The 22,716-nt window shown below is 72.1% G+C and carries 18 protein-coding genes and 3 pseudogenes; 15 read left to right on the top strand and 6 right to left on the bottom strand.

Translation table 11 applies throughout. The features are described from left to right. Positions 1–316 precede the first annotated feature (316 nt). Entirely contained in the window at positions 317–1,528 is a 1,212-nt protein-coding gene (locus tag K4G64_RS13245) for a transglycosylase family protein (protein ID WP_221756233.1), read from the top strand. Here the strand turns inward: K4G64_RS13245 and K4G64_RS13240 are convergent. Then, complete coding sequence (locus K4G64_RS13240) at positions 1,518–2,921, bottom strand: DMT family transporter (RefSeq protein WP_221756232.1); 1,404 nt, start codon at positions 2,919–2,921, stop codon at positions 1,518–1,520. The two genes, K4G64_RS13245 and K4G64_RS13240, sit on opposite strands and share 11 nt — an antisense overlap. Positions 2,922–3,131: 210 nt before the next feature. Here K4G64_RS13240 and K4G64_RS13235 point away from each other — a divergent pair, with 210 nt between their 5' ends. The 7 genes and pseudogenes from K4G64_RS13235 (at position 3,132) to K4G64_RS13210 (ending at position 12,038) form a co-directional block, all read left to right on the top strand. After that, the gene (locus tag K4G64_RS13235) at positions 3,132–3,887 is read left to right on the top strand and encodes a (2Fe-2S)-binding protein (protein WP_221756231.1); all 756 of its coding nucleotides are present in this window, start codon (positions 3,132–3,134) and stop codon (positions 3,885–3,887) included. A gap of 39 nt (positions 3,888–3,926) precedes the next feature. Continuing rightward, complete coding sequence (gene glgA, locus K4G64_RS13230; protein WP_221756230.1) at positions 3,927–5,078, top strand: glycogen synthase; 1,152 nt, start codon at positions 3,927–3,929, stop codon at positions 5,076–5,078. A gap of 51 nt (positions 5,079–5,129) precedes the next feature. After that, positions 5,130–6,350 (top strand): glucose-1-phosphate adenylyltransferase, encoded by a 1,221-nt coding sequence (gene glgC / locus K4G64_RS13225; protein WP_221756229.1) that lies wholly within the window; start codon positions 5,130–5,132, stop codon positions 6,348–6,350. A 101-nt stretch (positions 6,351–6,451) separates the two neighbouring features. Next, complete coding sequence (locus K4G64_RS13220) at positions 6,452–9,070, top strand: PA14 domain-containing protein (protein ID WP_221756228.1); 2,619 nt, start codon at positions 6,452–6,454, stop codon at positions 9,068–9,070. Positions 9,071–9,280: 210 nt separating this feature from the next. Further along, positions 9,281–9,781 (top strand): annotated as a pseudogene (locus K4G64_RS41400) (wax ester/triacylglycerol synthase domain-containing protein); the annotation flags it as partial. Beyond that, positions 9,721–10,431, top strand: a pseudogene (locus K4G64_RS41395) (WS/DGAT domain-containing protein); the annotation flags it as partial. The pseudogenes K4G64_RS41400 and K4G64_RS41395, both read left to right, overlap by 61 nt. A gap of 104 nt (positions 10,432–10,535) precedes the next feature. Beyond that, positions 10,536–12,038, top strand: coding sequence for an SDR family NAD(P)-dependent oxidoreductase (locus tag K4G64_RS13210; RefSeq protein WP_221756227.1), 1,503 nt, complete (start codon positions 10,536–10,538; stop codon positions 12,036–12,038). Between the two features lie 67 nt (positions 12,039–12,105). On the opposite strand, the gene K4G64_RS13205 is transcribed toward K4G64_RS13210, so the two are convergent. Then, complete coding sequence (locus K4G64_RS13205) at positions 12,106–12,555, bottom strand: hypothetical protein (RefSeq protein WP_221756226.1); 450 nt, start codon at positions 12,553–12,555, stop codon at positions 12,106–12,108. A gap of 456 nt (positions 12,556–13,011) precedes the next feature. Between K4G64_RS13205 and K4G64_RS13200 the strand changes: the two genes are divergently transcribed. Together K4G64_RS13200 and K4G64_RS13195 are read left to right on the top strand one after the other, a co-directional pair. Beyond that, on the top strand, positions 13,012–13,185 hold the full coding sequence (locus tag K4G64_RS13200; protein ID WP_167526749.1) for a hypothetical protein: 174 nt from the start codon (positions 13,012–13,014) through the stop codon (positions 13,183–13,185). A gap of 56 nt (positions 13,186–13,241) precedes the next feature. Next, entirely contained in the window at positions 13,242–13,724 is a 483-nt protein-coding gene (locus tag K4G64_RS13195) for a GNAT family N-acetyltransferase (RefSeq protein WP_221756225.1), read from the top strand. A gap of 22 nt (positions 13,725–13,746) precedes the next feature. Here K4G64_RS13195 and K4G64_RS13190 read toward each other — a convergent pair whose 3' ends face one another. The 3 genes from K4G64_RS13190 to K4G64_RS13180 form a co-directional block, all read right to left on the bottom strand. Beyond that, positions 13,747–14,166, bottom strand: coding sequence for a VOC family protein (locus tag K4G64_RS13190; RefSeq protein ID WP_221756224.1), 420 nt, complete (start codon positions 14,164–14,166; stop codon positions 13,747–13,749). 207 nt (positions 14,167–14,373) lie between these two features. After that, positions 14,374–15,717 (bottom strand): amidase, encoded by a 1,344-nt coding sequence (locus K4G64_RS13185; protein ID WP_221756223.1) that lies wholly within the window; start codon positions 15,715–15,717, stop codon positions 14,374–14,376. Between the two features lie 119 nt (positions 15,718–15,836). Beyond that, a complete protein-coding gene (locus K4G64_RS13180; RefSeq protein ID WP_221756222.1) occupies positions 15,837–16,877 on the bottom strand; it encodes a S9 family peptidase in 1,041 nt (346 codons plus the stop codon). A 230-nt stretch (positions 16,878–17,107) separates the two neighbouring features. Here K4G64_RS13180 and K4G64_RS41390 point away from each other — a divergent pair. Further along, positions 17,108–17,647: pseudogene (locus tag K4G64_RS41390) on the top strand (glycoside hydrolase family 38 C-terminal domain-containing protein); the annotation flags it as partial. A gap of 108 nt (positions 17,648–17,755) precedes the next feature. Further along, complete coding sequence (locus tag K4G64_RS40130; protein WP_260460410.1) at positions 17,756–18,229, top strand: carboxymuconolactone decarboxylase family protein; 474 nt, start codon at positions 17,756–17,758, stop codon at positions 18,227–18,229. Here K4G64_RS40130 and K4G64_RS13170 read toward each other — a convergent pair. Then, the gene (locus tag K4G64_RS13170) at positions 18,222–18,962 is read right to left on the bottom strand and encodes a FadR/GntR family transcriptional regulator (protein WP_221756220.1); all 741 of its coding nucleotides are present in this window, start codon (positions 18,960–18,962) and stop codon (positions 18,222–18,224) included. The genes K4G64_RS40130 and K4G64_RS13170 overlap by 8 nt on opposite strands. Before the next feature lie 165 nt (positions 18,963–19,127). Between K4G64_RS13170 and K4G64_RS13165 the strand changes: the two genes are divergently transcribed. From K4G64_RS13165 to K4G64_RS13155, 3 genes are read left to right on the top strand one after another with little or no spacing between them, the layout of a single operon-like run. Beyond that, positions 19,128–20,201 (top strand): sugar ABC transporter substrate-binding protein, encoded by a 1,074-nt coding sequence (locus K4G64_RS13165; RefSeq protein ID WP_221756219.1) that lies wholly within the window; start codon positions 19,128–19,130, stop codon positions 20,199–20,201. Continuing rightward, the gene (locus tag K4G64_RS13160) at positions 20,198–21,688 is read left to right on the top strand and encodes a sugar ABC transporter ATP-binding protein (RefSeq protein WP_221756218.1); all 1,491 of its coding nucleotides are present in this window, start codon (positions 20,198–20,200) and stop codon (positions 21,686–21,688) included. The genes K4G64_RS13165 and K4G64_RS13160 overlap by 4 nt, the downstream gene beginning before the upstream one ends. Then, positions 21,681–22,706: an ABC transporter permease gene (locus K4G64_RS13155; protein WP_221756217.1), complete on the top strand. Its 1,026-nt coding sequence runs from the start codon at positions 21,681–21,683 to the stop codon at positions 22,704–22,706. The genes K4G64_RS13160 and K4G64_RS13155 overlap by 8 nt, the downstream gene beginning before the upstream one ends. Positions 22,707–22,716 lie beyond the last annotated feature (10 nt).

Below are 22,716 nucleotides of genomic sequence, written 5' to 3'. Positions count from 1 at the left end.
TGCCGGTGGGCGGTGCCCTCGGGCATTTCCCGCGACCATCCTGACGTGCCGCTACTTCGCCCGCACGCGCGGGTCGCACGGCGTGGCGCAGGCTGATACGGACGAGAGCCCCGTCGCACTCAGCCGACGTACGCGTCCCCGCGCACGGCGCACCCGCGCACCGTGTGCCGTCCACGGTGCACCACCGTGGCGCACGTCGCACAACAGGGGCCTCATACCGGCCATTTGGACTCCCGGGCGGCCGATACGCGTCTTGTTCTGGCCGGTTCGCAGCGCTTACTTTTGCCCCTCCTGACGCATGTCTAGGGGGCATCCGATGGCCGTACGCGGCCGGCACCGCCGGTATCAGCCGAACAGGATCAACCGCGCTTCGCTCACCGTCACGGCGGGCGGCGCGGGCATGGCACTGCCGTTCATGGGCACCGGCGCCGCCCAGGCGGCGGACATGGACACCTGGAACAAGGTCGCCGCCTGCGAGTCCACCAACAACTGGAGCATCAACTCCGGCAACGGCTTCTACGGCGGACTGCAGTTCACCCAGTCCACGTGGGAGGCCTACGGCGGCCGGGCCTACGCGGCCCGCGCGGACCTGGCGAGCAAGGACCAGCAGATCGCCGTCGCGGAGAAGGTCCTCGACGGACAGGGTCCCGGTGCCTGGCCGGTCTGCTCGGTTCGGGCCGGACTGACCCGGGGCGGCGGCGAGCCCGACATCCGGCCGGCCGCCGAGCGCACGACGAAGAAGGACAGCACGAAGAAGACCTCGATCGAGGACGTACGGCCGCAGTCCACGCCGCAGTCCCGGGCGGGCAAGGCCGAGATGTACACCGTGGTGCACGGCGACACCCTCTCCGGCATCGCGGACGACCAGGACGTCCGGGGCGGCTGGCGGGGCCTGTACGAGGCCAACCGCTCGGCCATAGGGTCCGACCCCGATCTGATCGTGCCCGGCCAGCGCCTCGCGCTGCGCGGCGAGGGCGCCACGAAGACGCGGCCCGCGCACCGGCCGGCGCCGTCGGCGAAGCCCTCGACGAAGAAGCCGGTCCAGGACCGCGCCAAGGAACGGCCGAAGGAGCGGTCCCAGGACGCAGGAAAGGAGCGCGCCGGACGGTCGACGGCCACCCGGCAGGGCCTCGTCGCCCCCGTCCGCGCCTCCCTCGGGACGCCCTACCGCAAGGCGGGCGCTTCCTGGTCGAAGGGCTACCACACCGGCATCGACTTCCCCGTGCCCACGGGCACGTCGGTCAAGTCGGTCGCGGCGGGCAGCGTCGTCAGCGCGGGATGGGGTGGCTCGTTCGGCTACCAGGTCGTGGTCCGGCACGCCGACGGCCGCTACAGCCAGTACGCCCACCTGTCGGCGATCTCCGTGCGGGACGGGCAGTCGGTGAGCGCCGGCCAGCGCATCGGCCGCTCGGGCTCCACCGGCAACAGCTCGGGCCCGCATCTGCACTTCGAGGTGCGGACGGGGCCCGGTTTCGGTTCGGACGTCGACCCGGTGGCGTACCTCCGGGCCGGCGGCGTCAGGATCTGACACGCATGCGGTGCCGGTCGACCGTGGGCAGCGGAACGTACGGGATGCCGTAGAAGGGCACGTAGGAGAGCGGGCGTTCGTCGTCGGTGGCCGCCGCCACCGACGGCTCCGCGCTCTCGTACGAGGCGCCCGCCGCGGAAGCCACCACCGCTGCCGCCGTGGCAACGGCATCCGGCCCGGGCACGAGCACCGCGTCCGCGGCGTCCGGCACCTCCGCGGGGGTCTCCTGCTCGCCCCGCGGCCCCGTGGCCTCCGACCCCGGTACCGGCACCGCAGCAGAGGTCCCCGGCCCCGGCACGAGTACAGCCGCAGGAGTCCCCGGCCCCGGCACGAGCACCGCCGAAACCGTTCCAGCCCTCGGCCCCGCCGCGAGTACGTCCTCCACGAGCAGGCGCCCACCGGCGCGCAGGACCTCGGCTCCCGCTGCCACGGGCTCGGGCCGGCCGTCCACGCTCTCGGGCACCCCGCCCATCCGTGCGGGCACCTCCACCGAACCGGCACCGGCGGCCTCGGCCGCGAGCACCCGCCCGGCCGCCGGCCGGCCCTCCGCACCCGCGGGCTGCCCGTGCGTCAGCCGCTCCGTCGTCAGCAGGATCAGGCCGCCCGCCGCGACCACACCGCAGCTCAGCGCGAGCGCCGTGCCCGTCGTGCCGTAGCGGAAGGCTTCTCCGAACATCGTGATGCCGACCGCGGCCGCCACCACCGGGTTCACGACCGTCAGTGTCGCCAGCGGGGCCGCGAGGCCGGCGCCCCGGTAGGAGGCCTGCGACAGCAGCATGCCGGCCGTCGCGAGGACGCCGATCACGGCGAGGGACGGCACGTCAGCCGCCGACACACCGCCGGTCCAGTCGACCGCGACGGTCTTGGTGAACACCGAGGACATGCCGAACGCGATACCGGAGGCGGTCGCCAGCAGCATGCTGCGGACCGCCGGGTGCCGGTGCGCGGCCCGGGCGGCGATCATCAGAGCCACGACCACACCGGCCGTGACGACGGCGACGGCCACCCGCTCCGCCGCGCTCAGGGACTGCGCGTCCGACGCGGCGACCAGGGACAGCAGACCGGCGAGTCCGACCGTCGCCATGATCGCGCCCCGCCAGGCCGTGGCACCGGCCTTGCGCCCGACGAACAGCGCCGCCATGGGCAGGGCCACCACGATGGTCAGGGCGCCGAGCGGCTGCACCAGACTCAGCGGCCCGTAGGCCAGCGCCACCACGTGCAGCAGCCCACCGAGGCCGTTCAGTGCGACAGCGGCCCACCAGCCCGGCCGCCGCAACGGCGCGTACTGCTCGCCCGGCGAGGACTCCGCCACGCGCTCCTGCACGATCGCCCCGCCCGCGTAGGCGAACGCGGAGACGAGGGACAGCAGGACGGACAACGCGAGGGCGCTCATCGGCTGGTCCTCTGCGTCAGGCGGGGGCGCTCGGCCCGGCGCGGCGAAAGGTGGGCTTTCATGAACAACACCCTGCCGTGTCCAGGTCTTCCCGTCGTCGTCCCTGAGCACTCATTGGGTCCTACTGCCGATGGAGTACGAGGGGAGCACCGTCATCCCCAGGGTGGGCGAGTCCGGTCGGGGGCCACCGGGTCGCATCCCTTAGGGGGCTTGGTACTACTGCTCTTCGTGGACCTCGACCCCGACCTCGCCGCGCTCCGCCCGCTCGCCGGATTCTTCGTGCTGCGCACGGAAGGAGCATCGGCCGGGTCTCTTCCCACTCTCGCACAGGCCTACGCCGCAGCGTCACCGGATGTATCTGCAAATCCCCTGATTTTTCGCGTGCAGAAGGTCGCGACCGCCCTGAGGGCCCCGGAGTTGCGTGTCGCCGCGTCCATCACCCACCAGGGACTCGCGGCCCGGCTCTGGTCCATCGCCCTCGGCTGCGCCACGCTCTACGGCGCCGTCCCCGACCTCGACGCCCGGCTGCTGCGCTGGAACGCCGACAGCAGCGCCCCCGACGACCTGTGGCTGACGGACGTACGGCCCCTGCCGGGGGACGCCGCGGCGCTCGCGGACGTCGTCCTGCACGGCCACCTCGTCCCCCTGGCCGCGGCCCTGCGCGCCCACCACCGCCTCGCCCCGGGCCTGCTGCGGGGCAACGCCGCCTCCGCGCTGGCCGGCGCCGCCCGCGAACTGGACCGCTGGGCCCGGCGGCACGGCCGCCCGGACGTCGCCGCCCGGGCCCGCTCCCTGACCGCGGAACTCCTCGCCCACCCCCTGCTCACCGGCGCCGGGACCCTCGACGGCACCGCCTTCCGGCGCCGCAGCTGCTGTCTGTACTACCGGGTCCCCGGCGGGGGCGTCTGCGGCGACTGTTGCTTCACACGGCCGCCCCGCTCTTCCCCACGCGCCCCTTCTGGGTGACCATGAAAGGGAACGGCCGCTGAGAGCAGGGAGTTGCGGGTGCGAGTGGGACTGCTGACCCGGGAGTACCCGCCGGATGTCTACGGCGGTGCAGGCGTCCATGTCGAGTTCCTGGCCCGCGAGCTCAGACCGCTCGTCGACCTGGACGTGCACTGCTGGGGCGAGGGCCGGGCCGACGGCGTGCGGCGCCACCGCTCCTGGTCCGCGCTCGACGGCGCCAACGACGCGCTGCGCACCTTCTCCGTCGACCTCGCCATGGCCGCCGCCCTGGAGGGCCGCGAGCTGGTCCACTCCCACACCTGGTACGCCAACCTCGGCGGCCACCTCGCCAAGATGCTGTACGGCATCCCGCACGTCATGACCGCGCACTCCCTGGAGCCGCTGCGCCCCTGGAAGGCCGAGCAGCTCGGCGGCGGCTACGAACTGTCCAGCTGGGCCGAACGCACCGCGATCGAGGCCGCCGACGCGGTCGTCGCCGTGTCCGGAGCCATGCGCGAGGACATCCTCGGCTGCTACCCGGCGCTGGACCCCGAGCGCGTCCACGTCGTGCACAACGGCATCGACACCACCCTGTACCGGCCCGACCACGGCACGGACGCCCTGGAGCGGATCGGACTCGACCGCTCCCGTCCCTACGTGCTGTTCGTCGGGCGTATCACCCGGCAGAAGGGCGTGCCCCACCTGCTGCGCGCGGTGCGGGACATCGACCCGGCCGCGCAGGTCGTGCTGTGCGCGGGCGCCCCGGACACGCCGGAGATCGACCAGGAGTTCCGCGAGCTGTTCGGGGAGCTGAGCGGGGTCCGCGACGGCGTGTTCTGGATCCCGAAGATGCTGCCGCGCCCGGAGGTGATCCAGCTCCTGACGCACGCCGCCCTGTTCGTCTGCCCCTCGGTGTACGAGCCGCTCGGGATCGTGAACCTGGAGGCGATGGCCTGCGGCACCCCCGTGGTGGCCTCGGCGGTCGGCGGCATCCCCGAGGTCGTGGACGACGGCGCCACCGGGCTGCTGGTCCCGCCCGGCGACGATTTCGAGGCGGGGCTCGCCCGGGCCATGGACACGGTGCTGGGCGATCCGGCGGCCGCCCGGCGGATGGGCGAGGCCGGGCGGGAGCGCGCGGTCGGCGAGTTCGGCTGGGACGCGGTGGCCCGCCGCACGGCACGGCTCTACGAGGAGATCGTCAAACAGGCTTAGTGGGTACTGCTCAGGGGCAGGCATCGGGAAATCGGCGTGAGGGGAGCGGCCATGCGTGGTGGTGGTCCTTCGGTCCTGGGGATCGTGCTGGCGGGCGGCGAGGGCAAGCGGCTGATGCCCCTGACCGCCGACCGGGCCAAACCGGCGGTGACCTTCGGCGGCACGTACCGCCTGGTCGACTTCGTCCTGTCCAACCTCGTCAACGCGGGAGTCCTGCGCATCTGCGTCCTGACGCAGTACAAGTCGCACTCGCTGGACCGGCACATCACGACCACCTGGCGGATGTCCAACCTGCTGGGCAACTACGTGACGCCCGTGCCCGCCCAGCAGCGGCTCGGCCCGCGCTGGTACCTGGGCAGCGCCGACGCGATCCTGCAGTCGCTGAACCTGATCTACGACGAGCGCCCCGAGTACGTCGTCGTCTTCGGCGCCGACCACGTCTACCGCATGGACCCGCGCCAGATGCTCGACCAGCACATCGAGAGCGGCGCGGGCGTGACGGTCGCCGGGATCCGGGTGCCGCGCACCGAGTCCTCGTCCTTCGGCGTGATCACGCCGGGCTCGGACGGCCAGACGGTGGAGCGCTTCCTGGAGAAGCCGTCGGACCCGCCCGGGCTGGCGGACGACCCCAACTGCGTCTTCGCCTCCATGGGCAACTACATCTTCACCACCAAGGCCCTCATCGAGGCGCTCAAGCGGGACGCCGAGGACGAGTCCTCCGTGCACGACATGGGCGGCTCGATCCTGCCCCAGCTCACCGACCGGGGCGAGGCCGCGCTGTACGACTTCAGCGCCAACCACGTGCCCGGCGAGACCTCCCGCGACCAGGGCTACTGGCGCGACGTCGGCACGCTGGACGCCTACTACGAGGCGCACATGGACCTGATCGCCGAGCGGCCCGCCTTCAACCTGTACAACCGCAGCTGGCCCATCTACACGCACTCGTACCAGCTCTCGCCGGCGCGCTTCAACGCCGGCGGCATCGCCAGCGAGTCGATCATCAGCGCCGGCTGCCTGGTGCGCGGACAGGTCACGCGGTCCGTGCTGTCGCCGGGTGTGGTGGTCGACCCGGGTGCCGTGGTGCAGGGTTCGGTGCTGCATGACAACGTGCACATCGGCCGGGGCGCGGTGGTGCGCGGCGCCGTCCTCGACAAGAACGTCGAGGTGCCGCCGGGCGCGACCATCGGCGTCAACCCGGAGCGGGACGCGGAGCTGTACACGATGTCCAAGGCCGGCGTCATCGCCCTCGGGAAGGGGCAGTTGGTCACCTGACGCGGGGGCGGCCCCGGGACTTTGTCCTGCCTCTGGACGAAGAGCGGAATCCATGGTGGCATGCAACCTCCTGTACATGACAACGTTGGCATGGAGGTTCCGTGCGTCCCCGACGCCCCAGAAACCGCCTCGCGTTACTGCTCTGCGCGCTCCTCGCCTGCACCGGCCTGGCCGCGGCACCCGCCCTGGCGGACGACCCCGCCGAGATCCACGGCCTCAAGGGCGAGTACTACACCCAGTCCGCCCCCGGCGCCTTCGACTTCCACACCCTCAAGGCGACCACGTTCGACCAGGACCTCGACTTCGACAACCTGGAGCCGCGCCTGAACTTCACCACCGGACGCTCCGACGACGTCAGCGTCCGCTGGACCGGCAAGATCGTCCCGGAGGAGACCGGCTCCCACACCTTCTCCATCACCGGCGACAACGGCTTCCGCCTCTGGATCGACGGACGGCTCGCCATCGACCACTGGGTCGACGACTGGGACCGCGAGCAGACCTCCGAGCCCGTCGACCTGACCGCCGGCCGGGCCCACGACATCAAGGTCGAGTACTTCGAGCACTACGGCGGCTCCAACCTCCACCTGCGCTGGACCCGGCCGGGCGCCGCCAAGGAGCCCGTCCCGCAGTCGGCGTTCCGCCTCCCGGACGGCTTCGACTACGACGGAGCCCTCGCGGCCACCGTCCAGGCCACCGGCCGCACCCTGAAGCTCGACTTCGCCCAGCCCCTCGCCGCACCCCCGCCGGGCTTCACCGACCACCTCGACGCCGTGATCGGCGGCGCCGCCTGGCCCCTGGGCGCGGCCCGGCTCGACCCGTCCGACCCCACGTCCCTCCTCGTCGCGCTGGACGAACCGGTCGTCGGAAACAAGACCGGCACGGCCCGCGGCACGGCGGACCTCCGCTACGACGGCGAGGGCGGCCTCTCCGACACCGAAGGCAACGTTGTCAAGGCCTTCTGGACCAGCGGCCCCAACCACTCCACGCACCAGCTGCGCACCCGCTGGGCCGAAGAGGTGGGGCCGGACAACGCCCACCCCGAGTACCCGCGCCCGCAGCTGACCCGGGACGCCTGGCGGAACCTCAACGGCCGCTGGCAGTTCGCCGCCGCCGAGGAGGGCGAGCAGCCGCCCGTCGGGAGGACGCTGAAGGAGCGCATCCTCGTCCCGTACCCGGTGGAGTCGCAGCTCTCCGGCATCGAGCGGCACGAGGACCGCATGTGGTACCGCCGCACCTTCACGGTCCCGGCCGGCTGGGACATCGGCTCCGGCAAGCGGCTGGGGCTCAACTTCGGCGCCGTCGACTGGCGCTCCGAGGTCTACGTCAACGGCACGAAGGTCGCCACGCACGAGGGCGGCTACGACAAGTTCAGCGCCGACATCACCGACGCGCTGAAGCCCGGCCGCACCCAGGAGCTGATCGTCGGCGTGTACGACCCGACCGACGCGGCCTCCGGCGAGAACCCGCCGCTCGGCAAGCAGCGCCTGGACCCGAGCGGCATCTGGTACACCCCGTCCTCCGGCATCTGGCAGACGGTCTGGATGGAGCCGGTGGCCCGCGACCACGTGGACTCCCTCGAGCTCACTCCGGACGTGCCCGGCGAGAAGCTGACCGTGGAGGCCCGGGGCGTCCGGGACGGCGTACCGATCACGGCGACGGCGTACGACGGGCGGCGCAAGGTGGCCACGGCGAGCGGCCGCACCGGCCGGCCGCTGACCCTGACCGTCCACGACCCGCACCTGTGGTCACCCGACGACCCCTTCCTCTACCGCCTGGAGGTGAGGGCCGGCACCGACCGGGTCGGCAGCTACTTCGGGATGCGCTCGATCGCCGTCGAGAAGGTGAACGGCGTCCCGCGCACGGTCCTCAACGGCGAGCCGGTCTTCATGATGGCCACCCTCGACCAGGGCTTCTGGCCGGACGGCCTGCACACCGCACCCACCGACGAGGCCCTCGCGTACGACCTGAAGGCGCACAAGCGGCTCGGCTTCAACTCCGTCCGCAAGCACATCAAGGTCGAGCCGGACCGCTGGTTCTACTGGGCCGACCGGCTCGGGCTGCTGGTCTGGCAGGACATGCCCGCGATGACGGCCGGGGTGAACCCGAGTGCCGCCTCCCGGGCCCGCTACGAGCGCGAGATGAAGGAGATGATCGACGAGCACGTCAGCAGCCCGTCGGTCGTCATGTGGGTGACCTTCAACGAGGGCTGGGGCCAGTACGACGTGGGCCGGGTCGCCGAACAGGCCAAGGCCTGGGACCCGACCCGGCTGGTCAACAACCAGTCCGGGCTGAACCTCGGTGCCGACGGCGGCACCGGCGACCTCATGGACGAGCACGGCTACCCCAGCCCCGCCCTGCCGCCCCGGCCGGACGGCGAGCGCGCCCTGGTCAGCGGCGAGTACGGCGGCCTGGGCCTCGCGGTGCCCGGCCATGCCTGGTCGGTGCAGCAGTCCTACGTCGACGTCGACCCCGCCACCTACACCGAGGACTATCTGACGAAGCTGGACGAGGTCCGCGCGCTGGTCTGCAAGGGGAGCAACGGGGCCGTCTACACCCAGATCACGGACGTCGAGGGTGAGCTCAACGGCTTCCTCACCTACGACCGTGCGGTGCTGAAGCCCGACATGGCGAAGCTCAGGTCGGCGCACGAGGCGCTGATCCATGACGCCTCCCGGGTGACTCCCACGGGGTGCCCGGCGGCGCAACCTGTGCTGAACTGACGGCACATGCACCATAAGTCCCGCCCCTTTCGCCGGGGCGGGACTTAATCTGCTGTTAACTGTACGTAGCGTGATCGTACTTGACCGTAATCGGCTGGGGGCGGTTGACTGCTGACCCACCCGTCGTCGACGCGAGGCAAGGCCTTGACTGCTGATCTGCTCGCTCCTCTCGACCTGGCGTTCTGGAACATCGAGTCCGCCGAACACCCGATGCACCTCGGCGCGCTCGGGATCTTCTCGGCCCACTCGCCCGCCGCGGGCGCCCACGCGGCGGACCTGCTCGCGGCCCGGGCCGCCGGTGTCCCCGGACTGCGGATGCGCATCCGCGACGTGTGGCAGCCGCTGCCCTCCGCCCTGCGCCGCCCGCTCGCCTTCGGTGGTGCCGCCCGCGAGAGCGACCCGGACTTCGACCCCCTCAACCACGTGCGGCTGCACGCTCCGACCGCCGACTTCCACACGGTCGCGGGTCGCCTCATGGAACGCCCCCTGGAGCGCGACCGGCCGCCCTGGGAGGCCCACGTCCTGCCCGGCGAGGACGGCGTCTGCTTCGCCGTCCTGTTCAAGTTCCACCACGCCCTGGCCGACGGACTGCGGGCGCTGACCCTCGCCGCGGGCGTCATGGACCCGATGGACATGCCCGCTCCTCCCTCGACGTGCGCTCCACCCCCGCGCTCACCTGCGGGCCGAGCGGCACCCGCCGCACCGCCGGAGTGGTGCTCGACCTCGACGACGTGCACCGCGTCCGCAAGACCGTCGGCGGCACCGTCAACGACGTCCTCATCGCGGTCGTCGCGGGCGCCCTGCGCCGCTGGCTCGACGAGCGCGGCGACGGCAGCGAGGGCGTCGCGCCCCGCGCCCTGATCCCCGTCTCCAAGCGCCGCCCGCGCACCGCGTACCCGCAGGGCAACCGGCTCTCCGGGTACTTGATGCGGCTTCCGGTGGACGACCCGGACCCGCTGGCCCGACTGGCCTCGGTCCGGGACGCGATGGACCGCAACAAGGACGCCGGCCCCAACCGAGGCGCGGGCGCCGTCGCCCTGCTCGCCGACCACGTCCCCGCCTTCGCCCACCGGCTCGGCGGCCCTCTGGTCGGCCAGGCGGCCCGGCTCTGGTTCGACCTCCTGGTGACCAGTGTGCCCCTGCCCAGCCTGGGCCTGAAGCTCGGCGGACACCCGCTCACCGCCGTCTTCCCCTTCGCCCCGCTGGCCCCCGGCCACTCCCTGGCGGTCGCCGTCTCGACGTACCGGGGGAGCGTCCACTACGGCCTCGTCGCCGACGGCGAGGCGGTCCCCGACCTCGACCTGTTCGCCGCGGCCGTCTCCAAGGAGGTGGCGACACTGATCAAGGCCTGCCGGTCGTGATCAAGGCGACTTTGGCGGTGCGGCCCGACGCTCCGTAGAATTCGGCCTTCGAATGCGGGCGCGACCGGCGCGCCGCGACGGCAGAGCAGGGAACGACAGCGGCGATGACGGTGACAGAGGACGGCCCGCAGGCCATGGACGGGACCGGCGGGCTCTCGTACGGACCCGGCATCGACCCGGAGCGCCTGGCCGTCTGCCTCGGCGTGCTCGAGGAGCTCGACAAGCTGGAGGTCGACCACCCGGACGCCATCGCCGTGCGCCGGGCCACCGCGGGTATCTACCGCACGGTCAAGCAGCGCCGCCGCCAGGAGCGCCGGGCCGCCAAGACCGCCCACGACAAGGCGGTCACGGAGGCCACGGCGACCGGCTCCGCCCAGCGCATCGACGACGAGACCGAGGGTCTGCTGCCGTCCTCGGCCACCGAGGAGGGCCGGATCGCCGGGATACTCCAGCGCCCGCGCTCCTGCTACACCTGCAAGTCCCGGTACGTGGAAGTCGACTACTTCTACCACCAGCTCTGTCCGGACTGCGCCCGCGTGAACCGCGAGAAGCGCGACGTCCGCGCCGACCTCACCGGCAAACGCGCCCTGCTCACCGGCGGCCGGGCCAAGATCGGCATGTACATCGCGCTCCGGCTGCTCCGTGACGGCGCGCACACCACGATCACCACCCGCTTCCCCAAGGACGCCATCCGCCGCTTCAAGGCCATGGACGACTCCGCGGACTGGATGCACCGCCTGGAGGTCGTCGGCATCGACCTGCGCGACCCCGCCCAGGCCGTGGCCCTCGCCGACCAGGTGGCCGAGGCGGGACCGCTCGACATCCTCGTCAACAACGCGACCCAGACCGTGCGGCGCCTGCCCTCCGCCTACGCCGCACTGGTCGAGGGCGAGAGCGCTCCGCTGCCCGCCGGTGAGCTGCCCGCCCACCACGTCATCGGCGCCTTCAACTCCGGCGCGGTCGACGGCATCGCGGCCCTGCCCCTGGGCACCAGCGGCCTCGACGCCCAGAAGGTCGCCGACCTCGCCCTGGTCGCGGGCAACGCCAGCGTCGAACGGCACCTGGACGGCACGGCGATCGACGCGGGCGGCCTCGTGCCCGACGTGGTCGACTCCAACACCTGGGTGCAGACGATCGAGCAGATCTCGCCGGTGGAACTGCTGGAGACCCAGCTGTGCAACTACACGGCGCCGTTCATCCTGATCAGCAAGCTGCGGCCGGCCATGGCCGAGGCCGCGAAAAAGGCGGAGAGCGGCCGCGCGTACGTCGTGAACGTGTCCGCGATGGAGGGCGTCTTCGGGCGCGGGTACAAGGGCGCGGGACACCCGAACACCAACGCCGCCAAGGCCGCGATGAACATGGTGACGCGGACCAGCGCGCAGGAGATGTTCCAGAGCGACGGCATCCTGATGACCTCGGTGGACACGGGCTGGATCACGGACGAGCGGCCGCACTACGACAAGCTGCGGCTCGCCGAGGCCGGGTTCCACGCGCCGCTCGACCTGGTCGACGGTGCGGCCCGGGTCTACGACCCGATCGTGCGGGGCGAGGCGGGCGAGGACCTGTACGGGGTCTTTCTGAAGGACTACGCGCCGGGCAAGTGGTAGGCGGGGCGCGGGGCCGGCTCCCCGCGCCCTGAGCCGGTCATGCCCCGGAACGGGTGGTGGTGGCCCGTCAGTCCACCGCTCCGAGGCGGGAGTTGCGGGCCGCCAGCAGTTCCAGGACCGTGCGCCAGTCCTCCAGGACCCCGGCGTCGAAACCCGCCGTGTGGCCCTCCTCGGTCGCCTGGCGGAGGGTGAGGAGATCGTCGTCGGCCGGGGCGTCCCCGCGGGGGCAGCGGCGTACCAGGCGGGAGACCCGCTCGCCGAGCAGGGTGCGCACCGCGTCGGCCGCCCGGTCCGCGCCCCCGGCGGGATCACCGGGCCACAGCAGCCCGCCGACGGGCTGCACCAGGCCCGCGACTTGGAGCTCCTTGTCCGCCGGACGGCCGCGGCGCAGCAGCGCCGCGGTCCGCAGCGCGTGGTCGTGCAGGTCGACCGGTGGGCGGGCGCGGGCCGGGGCGTCCCGGGTGCCCCGGCAGGCGTACAGCAGATCCATCAGCTCCTCGACGCTGCGCAGCTCCATGCGTCAGTCCTCCCGCGAGACAGCCGTTGCCTACGGCAGCAGAGCATGGCGAGCTTGCGACACGGCCAACGCCGCTTGAACTGCGCAACCGTCCGGAAAGCGCTGCCCCCGATGTACGCCGTTCGAGTGATTTGCAAAACGCCCTTATGCCTACAAAACCGTACGTAAACCCGAGTTGAACGGCAGATGACGCGTGATTGTTACCGGCTGTTTTCAGCCCCATCGAGCGGGGCTCCGCTCATCTGGTTAGTCTGATGCGGACGGACAGCAGTACGGGGTCCTACCCACACCCACGGTCCGTCATGGGACCAGCCGGTTCACCACGGCCTGCTCTCCCGTGAGTCGACCGGCGCCACCGCGTCCGAACTGCATTTGACATAGAGGCCCGAGCGGGCGTCAGGCGCAGCAGGACCGGCGCGTACGTCCCGAGGGTGACCGACACATAAGGAGTGCGCGGTGACACCGGAGAAGACGAATCGCGATCAACGCCCCAAGGAACGCGGCGAGCGCGCCGGCCGACGGGCCGACGAGCTCGGCAGCCTCGACGTGTGGGCCCGTTCGGCCCCGATCCGCCTCGCGGGCTACGAGGACGACCTCGCAGAGCCCCACATCCTGCCCAGCGTCGACTGACCCCGGGCGGACCCCTCCGCGACCTCCGAGCGCATGGCCGTGCCAGACTCGCGACCATGCTGATCAGGGAAGCAACGGCTGACGACTGGCCTCGCATCTGGCCGTTCTGGCACCGCATCGTCGCCGCGGGCGAGACCTACGCATGGGACCCGGGAACCTCCGAGGAGGAGGCCCGGGTCCTGTGGATGAACCCGGCGAAACGTGTCTACGTCGTCGAGGACGACAGCGGCGCCGTCGTCGCCTCCGCCTACCTCACCCCCAACTACGGGGGTCCCGCCGCCCGCATCGCCAACGCCGGCTTCATGGTCGACCCCGGCCAGGGCGGCCGCGGCTACGGACGCGCCCTCGCCGAACACCTCCTGACCGAGGCCCGCATCGCCGGCTACCGCGCCATGGTCTTCAACGCCGTCGTCGAGACCAACCCCGCCGTGACGCTGTGGACCTCCCTCGGCTTCACGGTCCTCGGCACCGTCCCCGACGCGTTCGACCACCCCCGGCACGGCCGGGTGGGGCTGCACATCATGTACCGCCCCCTATAGGGCGACGAGTCGGTCGCGGCCCTCAGGGCCGGGCGTACGGGCGGGTCATGATCTCCATGTTGTGACCGTCCGGGTCGTCGAAGTAGGCGCCGCGCCCCCCGAAGAGGTCGTTGACCCGGCCGGGCCTGGTGTGGTTCGGGTCGGCGTAGTAGGTGACACCGAGCGCCTCCAGGCGGTCGATCATGCCGTCGAATTGCTCGTCGGGCACGAGGAACGCGTAGTGCTGCGACTGGATCGGCTCGTCGGTCATCTCGTAGTAGTCGAGGGTCACGCCGTTGCCCAGGTCGACGGGCAGGAACGGGCCGAAGGGGGCGCCGACCTCCAGCCCCAGGACGGCCGCCAGGAACTCCGCCGACAGCCGGCGGTCGGAGGCGTAGACGGCGGTGTGGTTCAGATGGGCGACGGTGGTCGGAAGGTCGGTGGCGTGCCGGGTGTAGGACATGCGTGGGTTCGTCTCCGGGTCTCGGGATCCGTGGTGAAGCGCCGCTGAGGGGCGCGGGGATGAGGACGCGAAGAACGGAGGCGGGGCGCGTGCCCTCTCCGGCTCTCGGGCGGGCCCGGGCGGGGTCACCCCCGCCGCGCTCACTCCGAGGCCGGGCGCCTCACTCGTGCATGGCCTACGGCCGACCCGGCAGTCACCCGGCCGACCCTAGTCCATCGGCGCCGTCCGCTGCCACGGGTTTCGCTCCTCCAACTGCCCGGCCAGATCGAGGAGTCGGGCCTCCGTGCCGGGCCGGCCCACCAGCTGCACGGCGCACAGCGCGCCGGAGGGGAGGGTCCCGCACGGGACGGACATGGCGGGCCAGCCGGTGAGGTTCCACGCGGGCGTGAAAGGCGAGTAGTTCGTGTTCGCCAGCACATTGCTCAGCCAGCCCCGCTCGTGCCAGGGACCGGCCTTCGGGGAGCGGCGGGCGAGCGCGGGTGTGAGCAGCACGTCGTGCTCGGTGAAGAACGGCTCCAGCCGCCGGCGCAGCTGCTCCCGGCTCGCCCCGGAACTCACCGTGCCCAGGAAGGGCCGGCCGAGCCGGGCGTGCACGCGGGTGCGCCGGGTCAGCAACCGGGGGTCCAGGGGCCGGGCGTCCGCGGCGGTGCCCGCCGTCCAGTGGGCCAGGGAGGTCGTGGCGAGGGACAGCGGGTAGGGCGGGTCGGCGCGCCGGACCTGATGTCCCGCCCGCATCAGCAGCCCGGCCGCGTCCCGGGCGGCCGCCGCGTACGGGCGGCTGATGGTGACGCCCGCCAGGGGGCTGCGCAGCGACACGGCGACCCTGAGCACGCCGGGCGCGGACACGGGGCCGGGCTCGGTGCCGGCGAGGACCGAGAACATCAGGCGGGTGTCCTCGACGGTCGTGGCGAGCGGCCCGTTCTCCGACATGCCGAACCAGGTGCTGTCCCCGTCGCCGGTCGGCACCACCCCCTGCCCCGGCTTGATGGTGACCAGGCCGCAGTTGGCGGCCGGTATGCGCAGGGACCCCATGCCGTCGTTGCCGAGGGCGATCGGCACCATCCCGGCGGCGACGGCGGCCGCGCTGCCGCCCGACGAACCGCCCGCCGAACGCGTGGGGTCCCAGGGGTTGCGCGCGATGCCCAGCACGCCGTCCGTCGTGCCGAAGACGCACAGCTCGGGGACGTTCGTCAGCCCCACGACCACCGCGCCCGCGGCCCGCAGCCGGGCCACCGTCACATGGTCCCGCGGGGCCGGGGTGTCCGGCGTGGCGGCCGAGCCGATCCGCCGCGACTCGCCGCGCACGGCGAGGTTGTCCTTGACGGCCACGGGCACCCCGGCCAGGGGCAGTTCGGCGAAGTCGCCGCGCGCCGCCACCTCGTCGGCCTCGGCCAGGGCCGCCTCGGCACGCACCGTGCGGAAGGCCCCGACCCGGCCGTCGAGCCGCTCGATCCGGGCGAGGTGCTCGGCGACCACCTCGCGGGGCGTGACCCGCTTGTCGCGTACGGCGGCGGATATCTCGGCGGCGGTGCGGCCGACCCAGGTGGTCACAGCGGCTCCTCGGAGGGGAGAGGGCGGACTTACTGACGAGTACGTAGAGAGAACTGTGCACCGGCCCGGTACCGCCCGTCGAGGTCGCCGACCGCTTTCCCGCGTGTCCGCGGTGGGGGTCAGCGCAGGTGGCGTGCGAGGAAGGCCTCGGTGACGTCCATCGAGGCCGCCCATTTCGGCCCGAACGTGTGCCCCTCGCCGGCGACGGTGCGCAGCTCGACGTCCTTGCCGGCCTTCCGGAACACCGAGGCGGCCTCGCGTGACCAGGCGAGCGGGCAGGTGTCGTCTGCGGTGCCGTGCTGGATCAGCAGGGGGTCCGACGCGCGGCCGGCGTGGGTGAGCGGGGAGACGCCGCGCCAGAACGCCGGGTTCTCCTCGGGCGTTCCGTGCTGCTCCTCGATCTCGGCGACGAGAGGGTCGCCGTCGGGCCGCTGGAAGTGGTCGATGTTCTCCTCCGGGCGTGCGCTGACCGGCGCGTACGCGACCGCCGCGTCGAACAGGCCGGGCGCCACGACCAGCGTGTTGTAGACCACCCCGCCGCCCATCGACCGCCCGAACAGCCCGATGCGGTCGCCGTCGATCTCGGGGCGCCCGGAGTCGCGCAGGGCCAGGGCGGCGCCGATGACGTCCTCGGTGTAACCGAGGCGCAGGTTCACGTCGTTGTCCGGGTCCTTGTCGGAGCGGGCGTGGTTGCGGTAGTCGGTGTGCAGGACGACATAGCCGCTGCGGGCCAGACGGTCCTGCTCACGGGGCATGCCCTGGCCGCTGAAGTAGACGTCCGGGTCGATGTAGCCGTGCGCCAGCACCAGCGCCGGGAAGGGCCCCTCGCCTTCCGGGATGTTCATGATCCCCGAGATCGTCAGGCCGTTCGCCTCGTAGGTGACGGCGTAACGGGTGTAGGCGGAGGTGCGGTCGAGCACCTCGCCGAGGCGCAGGCCGGAGCCGGTGTGCTCGCGCTGCATCAGGGCCTGGAGGGAGACGGGGTCGGCCGGGGTGGGGGAGGGCGCGGTGCGGGGGCTCTCACCTGCGGCCCTCTCGCCGGTGGCCCGGGCCGGCGTCGTAGCCGTCGTGGGCGCGGCACCCTCCGCACCGCCGGTGCAGCCCGTCGCGACGGCCAGCAGCAGTCCGGCGGCCGCGCAGGCGATGCCCCGAAGCCGCATACGGTCCAGTGTGACCCCGCCGGGGGACGGGACGGAAGCCGGCCGGGGCGTGTCCGTACAGCCCCGCCTGCCGCAGGGTGATCTGGGGCGTTGTCCGCACCCACCGGACCGGCACCGGCTCGGTCCGCGTCGAGCTGGCCGTCGCCACCACCGACTCGGACTCGCCCGGCGCGACACCGCCGTACGAGTAGTTCCCCCTGACGTCGGCCGGTACCTCGCAGACCTCGACCGTGCTGCTCGGTGGCCTGACGGACGGGCACCACCGTCCACGCGATCGGCGTGCGGCTCACGCCGACGGACGGCGGCGACCCGGTGCGGTGGCGGCTCGACGTGCACGCCGAACGGTACGCGTCCGAGACGCAGTTCGGGCCTTTCACCGGCCGACCCACATCAACACATCCTGGGAGGCCGCCAAGTTCGAGGCGTGCAACCACCCCTTCGTGCACCTGGAGGAACCCGGCTTCGGCGTCGCGATCGTCAACGACTCGACGTACGGCCAGGACCCGGAGACCGACCAGGGCGTCCACCGGTTCCGGCACGCGCTGGTGCCCGGCGCGGGCATCGCGGACGCGGTGCGCGAGGGCCGGCGGATCAATCTGCCGGAACGCCGCCTCACCGGTGCCGCCGAGGTGGCGCCGCTGGTGACGTCGGAGCAGGACGCGGTGGTCGTCACGGCGGTCAAGTTGGCCGACGACGGCAGCGGTGACGTGGTCGTCCGGTTCCACGAGGCGTTCGGCGGCCGGGCACGCGCCACGCTCACCGCCGGGTTCGAGGTCATGCGGGCGGTGGGAGACGCAGGTCACATCCGTCCATGTCACATGCTGAGCAGCCGCTGCCTCATAGGGGTGTACGCACCGACAACGGCAGAGGAGCTCACCATGAGCGCACGACTGGACATCTTCGGCAGCCCGAGCGCGAGCAGGCTCGTCAAGCAGTTCACCTCCGTGGGGCGGCTGGTGGCGGAGTCACCGCTGCCGGCCGCCACCCGGGAACTGGTCTCGCTGCGGGTGAGCCAGATCAACGGGTGCGCGGTCTGCATCGACATGCACACCAAGGAGGCCACCGCCGCGGGCGAGAGCGCCGTACGGCTCCACCTGGTCGCGGCATGGCGGGAGGCGACGGTCTTCACCGACGCCGAGCGTGCCGCGCTGGAGCTGGCCGAGCAGGGGACCCGGATCGCGGACGGCGCCGGCGGGGTGCCGGACGAGGTGTGGGAACGGGCCGCCAAGCACTACGACGAGGAACAGCTCATGGCGCTGGTGACCCTGATCGCCTTCATGAACACCGCGAACCGGCTGAACGTCATGCTGGAGCAGCCGGCGGGTGACTATCAGGCCGGTCAGTTCAAGTAGCCGCGGCACCCCGGGCCCCAGGACGTTCCTGGGGCCCGAGCTGCGCGCGCAGCCACTGCTCCACCTCGCCCACGTGGGCGGCCGCCGCCGCGCGGGCCGCCTCCGGGTCACGGGCCGCCAGGGCCCGGTGGATCGCCGCGTGCTCGCGGCGGGTGCGGGCGAAGGCGCCCTCCTCCTGGTAGCCGCGCCAGACGCGGGCGCGGAACGTCCGTGACGACAGGCCCTCCAGGATCGCGGCCATCGTGTCGTTGCCCGCGGCCGCCGCGATCTCCCGGTGGAAGGCCAGGTCGTGGGCGAGGATCTCCTCCGGATCGTCCGTGGCGTTCATCGCCGCCAGGTGCTTCTCCACCTCGGCCAGTTGACCGGGGGTGATCCGGGCGGCGGCCAGCGCCGTCGCCGTCGACTCCAGGATCCGGCGGATCTCCAGCAGTTCCACCAGTTGCGGGCCGCGCGACAGATCCGCGACGACACCGAAGGTCTCCAGCAGGTCGCCGGCCTCCAGTTGCGTGACGTAGATGCCCGAACCGTGCCGGGCCTCCAGGACGCCGAGCACCGTGAGCGCGCGGATCGCCTCCCGCATCGAGCTGCGGGAGATGCCGAGCTGGACCGCCAGATCACGTTCGGTGGGCAGCCGCTGCCCCGGCTCCAGCCGGCCCTCGCCGATCATCGCCTTGATCCGCTCGATGGCGCGCTGCGTCACGGTGCCCTTCTGCGGGGCTGTCTCGTCGTCCACGCCACTCCTCCGATCACAGCGCTCCGGCGCAGTCTAACCAGCCAGGTGGTCGGACCACTATGAGCTGGAACCGACGAAATCCGGCGTCGAAGGGTGTTCCGGCGGGGGAGTGGTCTGATAAGTATGCGGGCATCTGCTGGAACCGGTCGATGGGAGTCCCCTGAGATGCCCGGAAGCACAGTGCGCAAGCGGAGTACGTCCCGGATGCCGGGCGCGGTGGCCCTGGCCGCCGGAGCGTCCCTGGTGCTCGCCGCGTGCGGCAGCACCGAGGACACCGGAACCTCCGGGGCCACAGGCGGTGACGGCACCGGCAAGGTCGGGGTGGTGCTGCCCCTGCTGACCTCGCCGTTCTGGCAGTCGTACAACGACTACGTGCCCAAGATGGCGAAGTCCGAGGGCGTGGACGCGATGAAGACCGTCAACTCCAACAGCGACCCCTCGCAGCAGATCACCGACATCAACAACCAGCTGAACCAGGGCGTCGAAGGCCTCGTTGTCGCCCCGCTCGACAGCGCAGCCATCGAGGCCGGACTCGACCAGGCCGAACGCAAGGGCGTGCCGGTCGTCGCCGTCGACGTGGCGCCCGACAAGGGCAAGGTCGCCATGGTCGTCCGGGCGAACAACGTCGCGTACGGCGAGAAGGCGTGCCAGTACCTCGGCGAGCACATCACCTCCGGCAAGGTCGTCCAGATCATGGGCGACCTCGCCTCGGTCAACGGCCGGGACCGCTCCGAGGCGTTCCGCGCCTGTGTGAAGAAGAACTTCCCGAAGCTGAAGGTCCTGGAGATTCCCGCCAAGTGGGAGTCCGACACGGCGGCCTCCAAGCTCGACACCCTCCTCAACGCCAACCCCGACCTCAAGGGCATCTACATGCAGGCGGGCGGCGTCTACCTCGCCCCCACCCTCCAGACCCTCAAGTCCAAGGGCATGCTGAAGAAGGCCGGGCAGCAGGGCCACATCGCCATCGTCTCCAACGACGGCATCCCGCAGGAGTTCGACGCGATCCGCAAGGGCGAGATCGACGCGACCGTCTCCCAGCCCGCCGACGCCTACGCCAAGTACGGCATGTACTACATCAAGGCGGCGATGCAGGGGAAGCGGTTCAAACCGGGCCCCACCGACCACGACTCCACCATCGTCGAGCTGCCCAGCGGCATCCTGGAGGACCAGCTGCCCGCGCCGCTGGTCACCAAGGACAACGTCGACGACCCCGAGCTGTGGGGCAACACGGTCGAATGAGCAGCCCACTTGTCGAGGCACGGGGCGTCGTCAAGCGCTACGGCCCCACCACCGCCCTCGCCGACGGCCGGCTCACCGTGCTGCCCGGCGAGTCCCACGCCCTGGTCGGCCGCAACGGCGCGGGCAAGTCCACCCTCGTCCGCATCCTCACCGGCCTCCAGGCCCCCGACGAGGGCACCGTCCGCTTCGACGGCGAACCCGCGCCCCCGCTCACCGACCGGGACGCCTGGCGCCGCAAGGTCGCCTGCGTCTACCAGCATCCGATGGTCGTGCCCGAACTGACCGTCGCCGAGAACCTGTTCATCAACCGGCAGCCCCTGAGGAGGGGCTTCATCAGCTGGCGCCGCCTGAAGTCCGAGGCGGCCGCGCTCCTCGACACCTGGGACGTGCGCGTCGACCCCGGGGCCCGCACGGCCGACCTCAAGGTCGAGGACCGGCAGATGGTGGAGATCGCCCGGGCGCTGAGCTTCGGCGCCCGGTTCATCGTCCTCGACGAACCCACCGCCCAGCTCGACAACCGGGAGATCGAGCGCCTCTTCACCCGCATGCGGGGCCTGCAGGACTCGGGCGTCACCTTCCTGTTCATCTCGCACCACCTCCAGGAGGTGTACGAGGTCTGCCAGACCGTCACGGTCCTGCGCGACGCCCGCTGGATCACCACCGCGCCGGTCGCCGACCTCCCGCGTCATGCGCTGGTGGAGGCCATGGCGGGGGAGACGATCGCCGAGGCGGCCGAGCGCCGGCGGGCCGTCGAGGCCGCGGGCCCCGTCCTCCTCGACGTCCGCGGCCTCGGCTCGTCGGCGTACGAGGACGTCGACCTCACCGTCCGCCGCGGGGAGGTCGTCGGACTCGCCGGGTCCAGCGCCAGCGGCAAGATCGAGCTGGCCGAGACGTTCACGGGACTGCACACGCCCACGGGTGGAACGGTCCTGCTGGACGGAGCGCCGCTGCCGTTCGGCGACGTCCGCAGGGCGCTCCGAGCCGGGGTCGGCTTCGTGCCCCGCGACCGGCACGACGAGGGCCTCGTCTTCGGCATGTCCATCGGCGACAACGCCACCCTCAGCGTCCTGGACCGGCTCGGCCGCTTCGGCTTCGTCGGCACCGACCGCAGGCACGGCGTCGCCGCCGCCCTGATCGAACGACTCGACATCCACGCCGAGGGACCCGACCAGCCCGTCTCGGACCTGTCGGGCGGCAACGCGCAGAAGGTCGTCATGGCCCGGGCCCTCGCCTCCGACCCCCGACTCCTGGTCCTCGTCAACCCGACCGCGGGAGTCGATGTGAAGTCCAAGGAGTCCCTCCTCGCCCGCGTCGACAGCGCCCGCGAGGACGGCACCGCCGTGCTCGTCGTCTCCGACGAACTCGACGACCTCAGGCGCTGCGACCGGGTCCTCGTCCTCTTCCACGGCCGTGTCGTCGCCGAACACCGGGCGGGCTGGCGCGACCACGAGCTCATCGCCTCCATCGAAGGAGTGGACCATGGCTGACACCAAGGCCCCGCCGGTGAAGCCGGTGCTCGTGACCGGCACCGCCTCGGCGCGGACCGTGCTGCTGCGCCGGGCCCGCGAACTGGCCCTCGTACCGGCGCTGTTGCTGCTCATGGTGCTCGGGACGATCGTCAACGACTCGTTCCTCACCGAGCGGAACCTGATCTCGATCCTCGGCGCCTCCGCCGCCCTCGCGATGGTCGTGCTCGCCGAGTCGCTCGTCCTCATCACCGGCAAGTTCGACCTGTCCCTGGAGTCGGTGGTCGGCATCGCGCCCGCCGTAGGAGCACTGCTCGTGCTTCCCGCCGCCCAGTCCGGCTGGGGCACCGAGCTCCCCGCCGCCCTGGCCCTGCTCGCGGCCCTGGTCGCGGGCGCGGCCGTCGGCGCCTTCAACGGCGTCCTGGTCGTGAAGTTCAAGCTCAACGCGTTCATCGTGACGCTGGCCATGCTGATCGTGCTGCGCGGCCTGCTGGTCGGCGCGACCAAGGGCAAGACGCTGTTCGGCATGCCCGACAGCTTCTACGCGCTGGCCACCACCACCTTCCTCACCGTCCCGCTGTCGGTGTGGCTCGCCGCGGCCGCCTTCGCGGTCGCCGGGCTCGTCCTGAAGTACCACCGGGTCGGACGCGCCCTGTACGCCATCGGCGGCAACGCGGACGCGGCCCGGGCGGCCGGCATCCGCGTGGAGCGCGTCATGCTCGGCGTGTTCGTCGTCGCCGGCGTCCTCGCCGCGGTCGGCGGCATCATGCAGACCGGCTACGTCGGTGCGATCAGCGCCAACCAGGGCCAGAACATGATCTTCACGGTGTTCGCGGCCGCGGTCATCGGCGGCATCGCCCTCGACGGCGGCAGGGGAACCATGTTCGGCGCCCTGACCGGCGTACTCCTTCTGGGTGTCGTGCAGAACCTGCTCACCCTCGCGCAGGTCCCGTCGTTCTGGATCCAGGCCATCTACGGCGGGATCATCCTGGTCGCCCTCATGATCGCCCGGGTCACCACCGGCCGCGCCCAGGACTGACCTCCCCGCG

The organism is Streptomyces sp. WAC04114 (assembly GCF_019733245.1).
Lineage (GTDB): Bacteria > Actinomycetota > Actinomycetes > Streptomycetales > Streptomycetaceae > Streptomyces > Streptomyces massasporeus_A.
The sequence above is the reverse complement of the archived record's forward strand: the minus strand, read 5'-3'. Positions and strand labels throughout refer to the sequence as shown.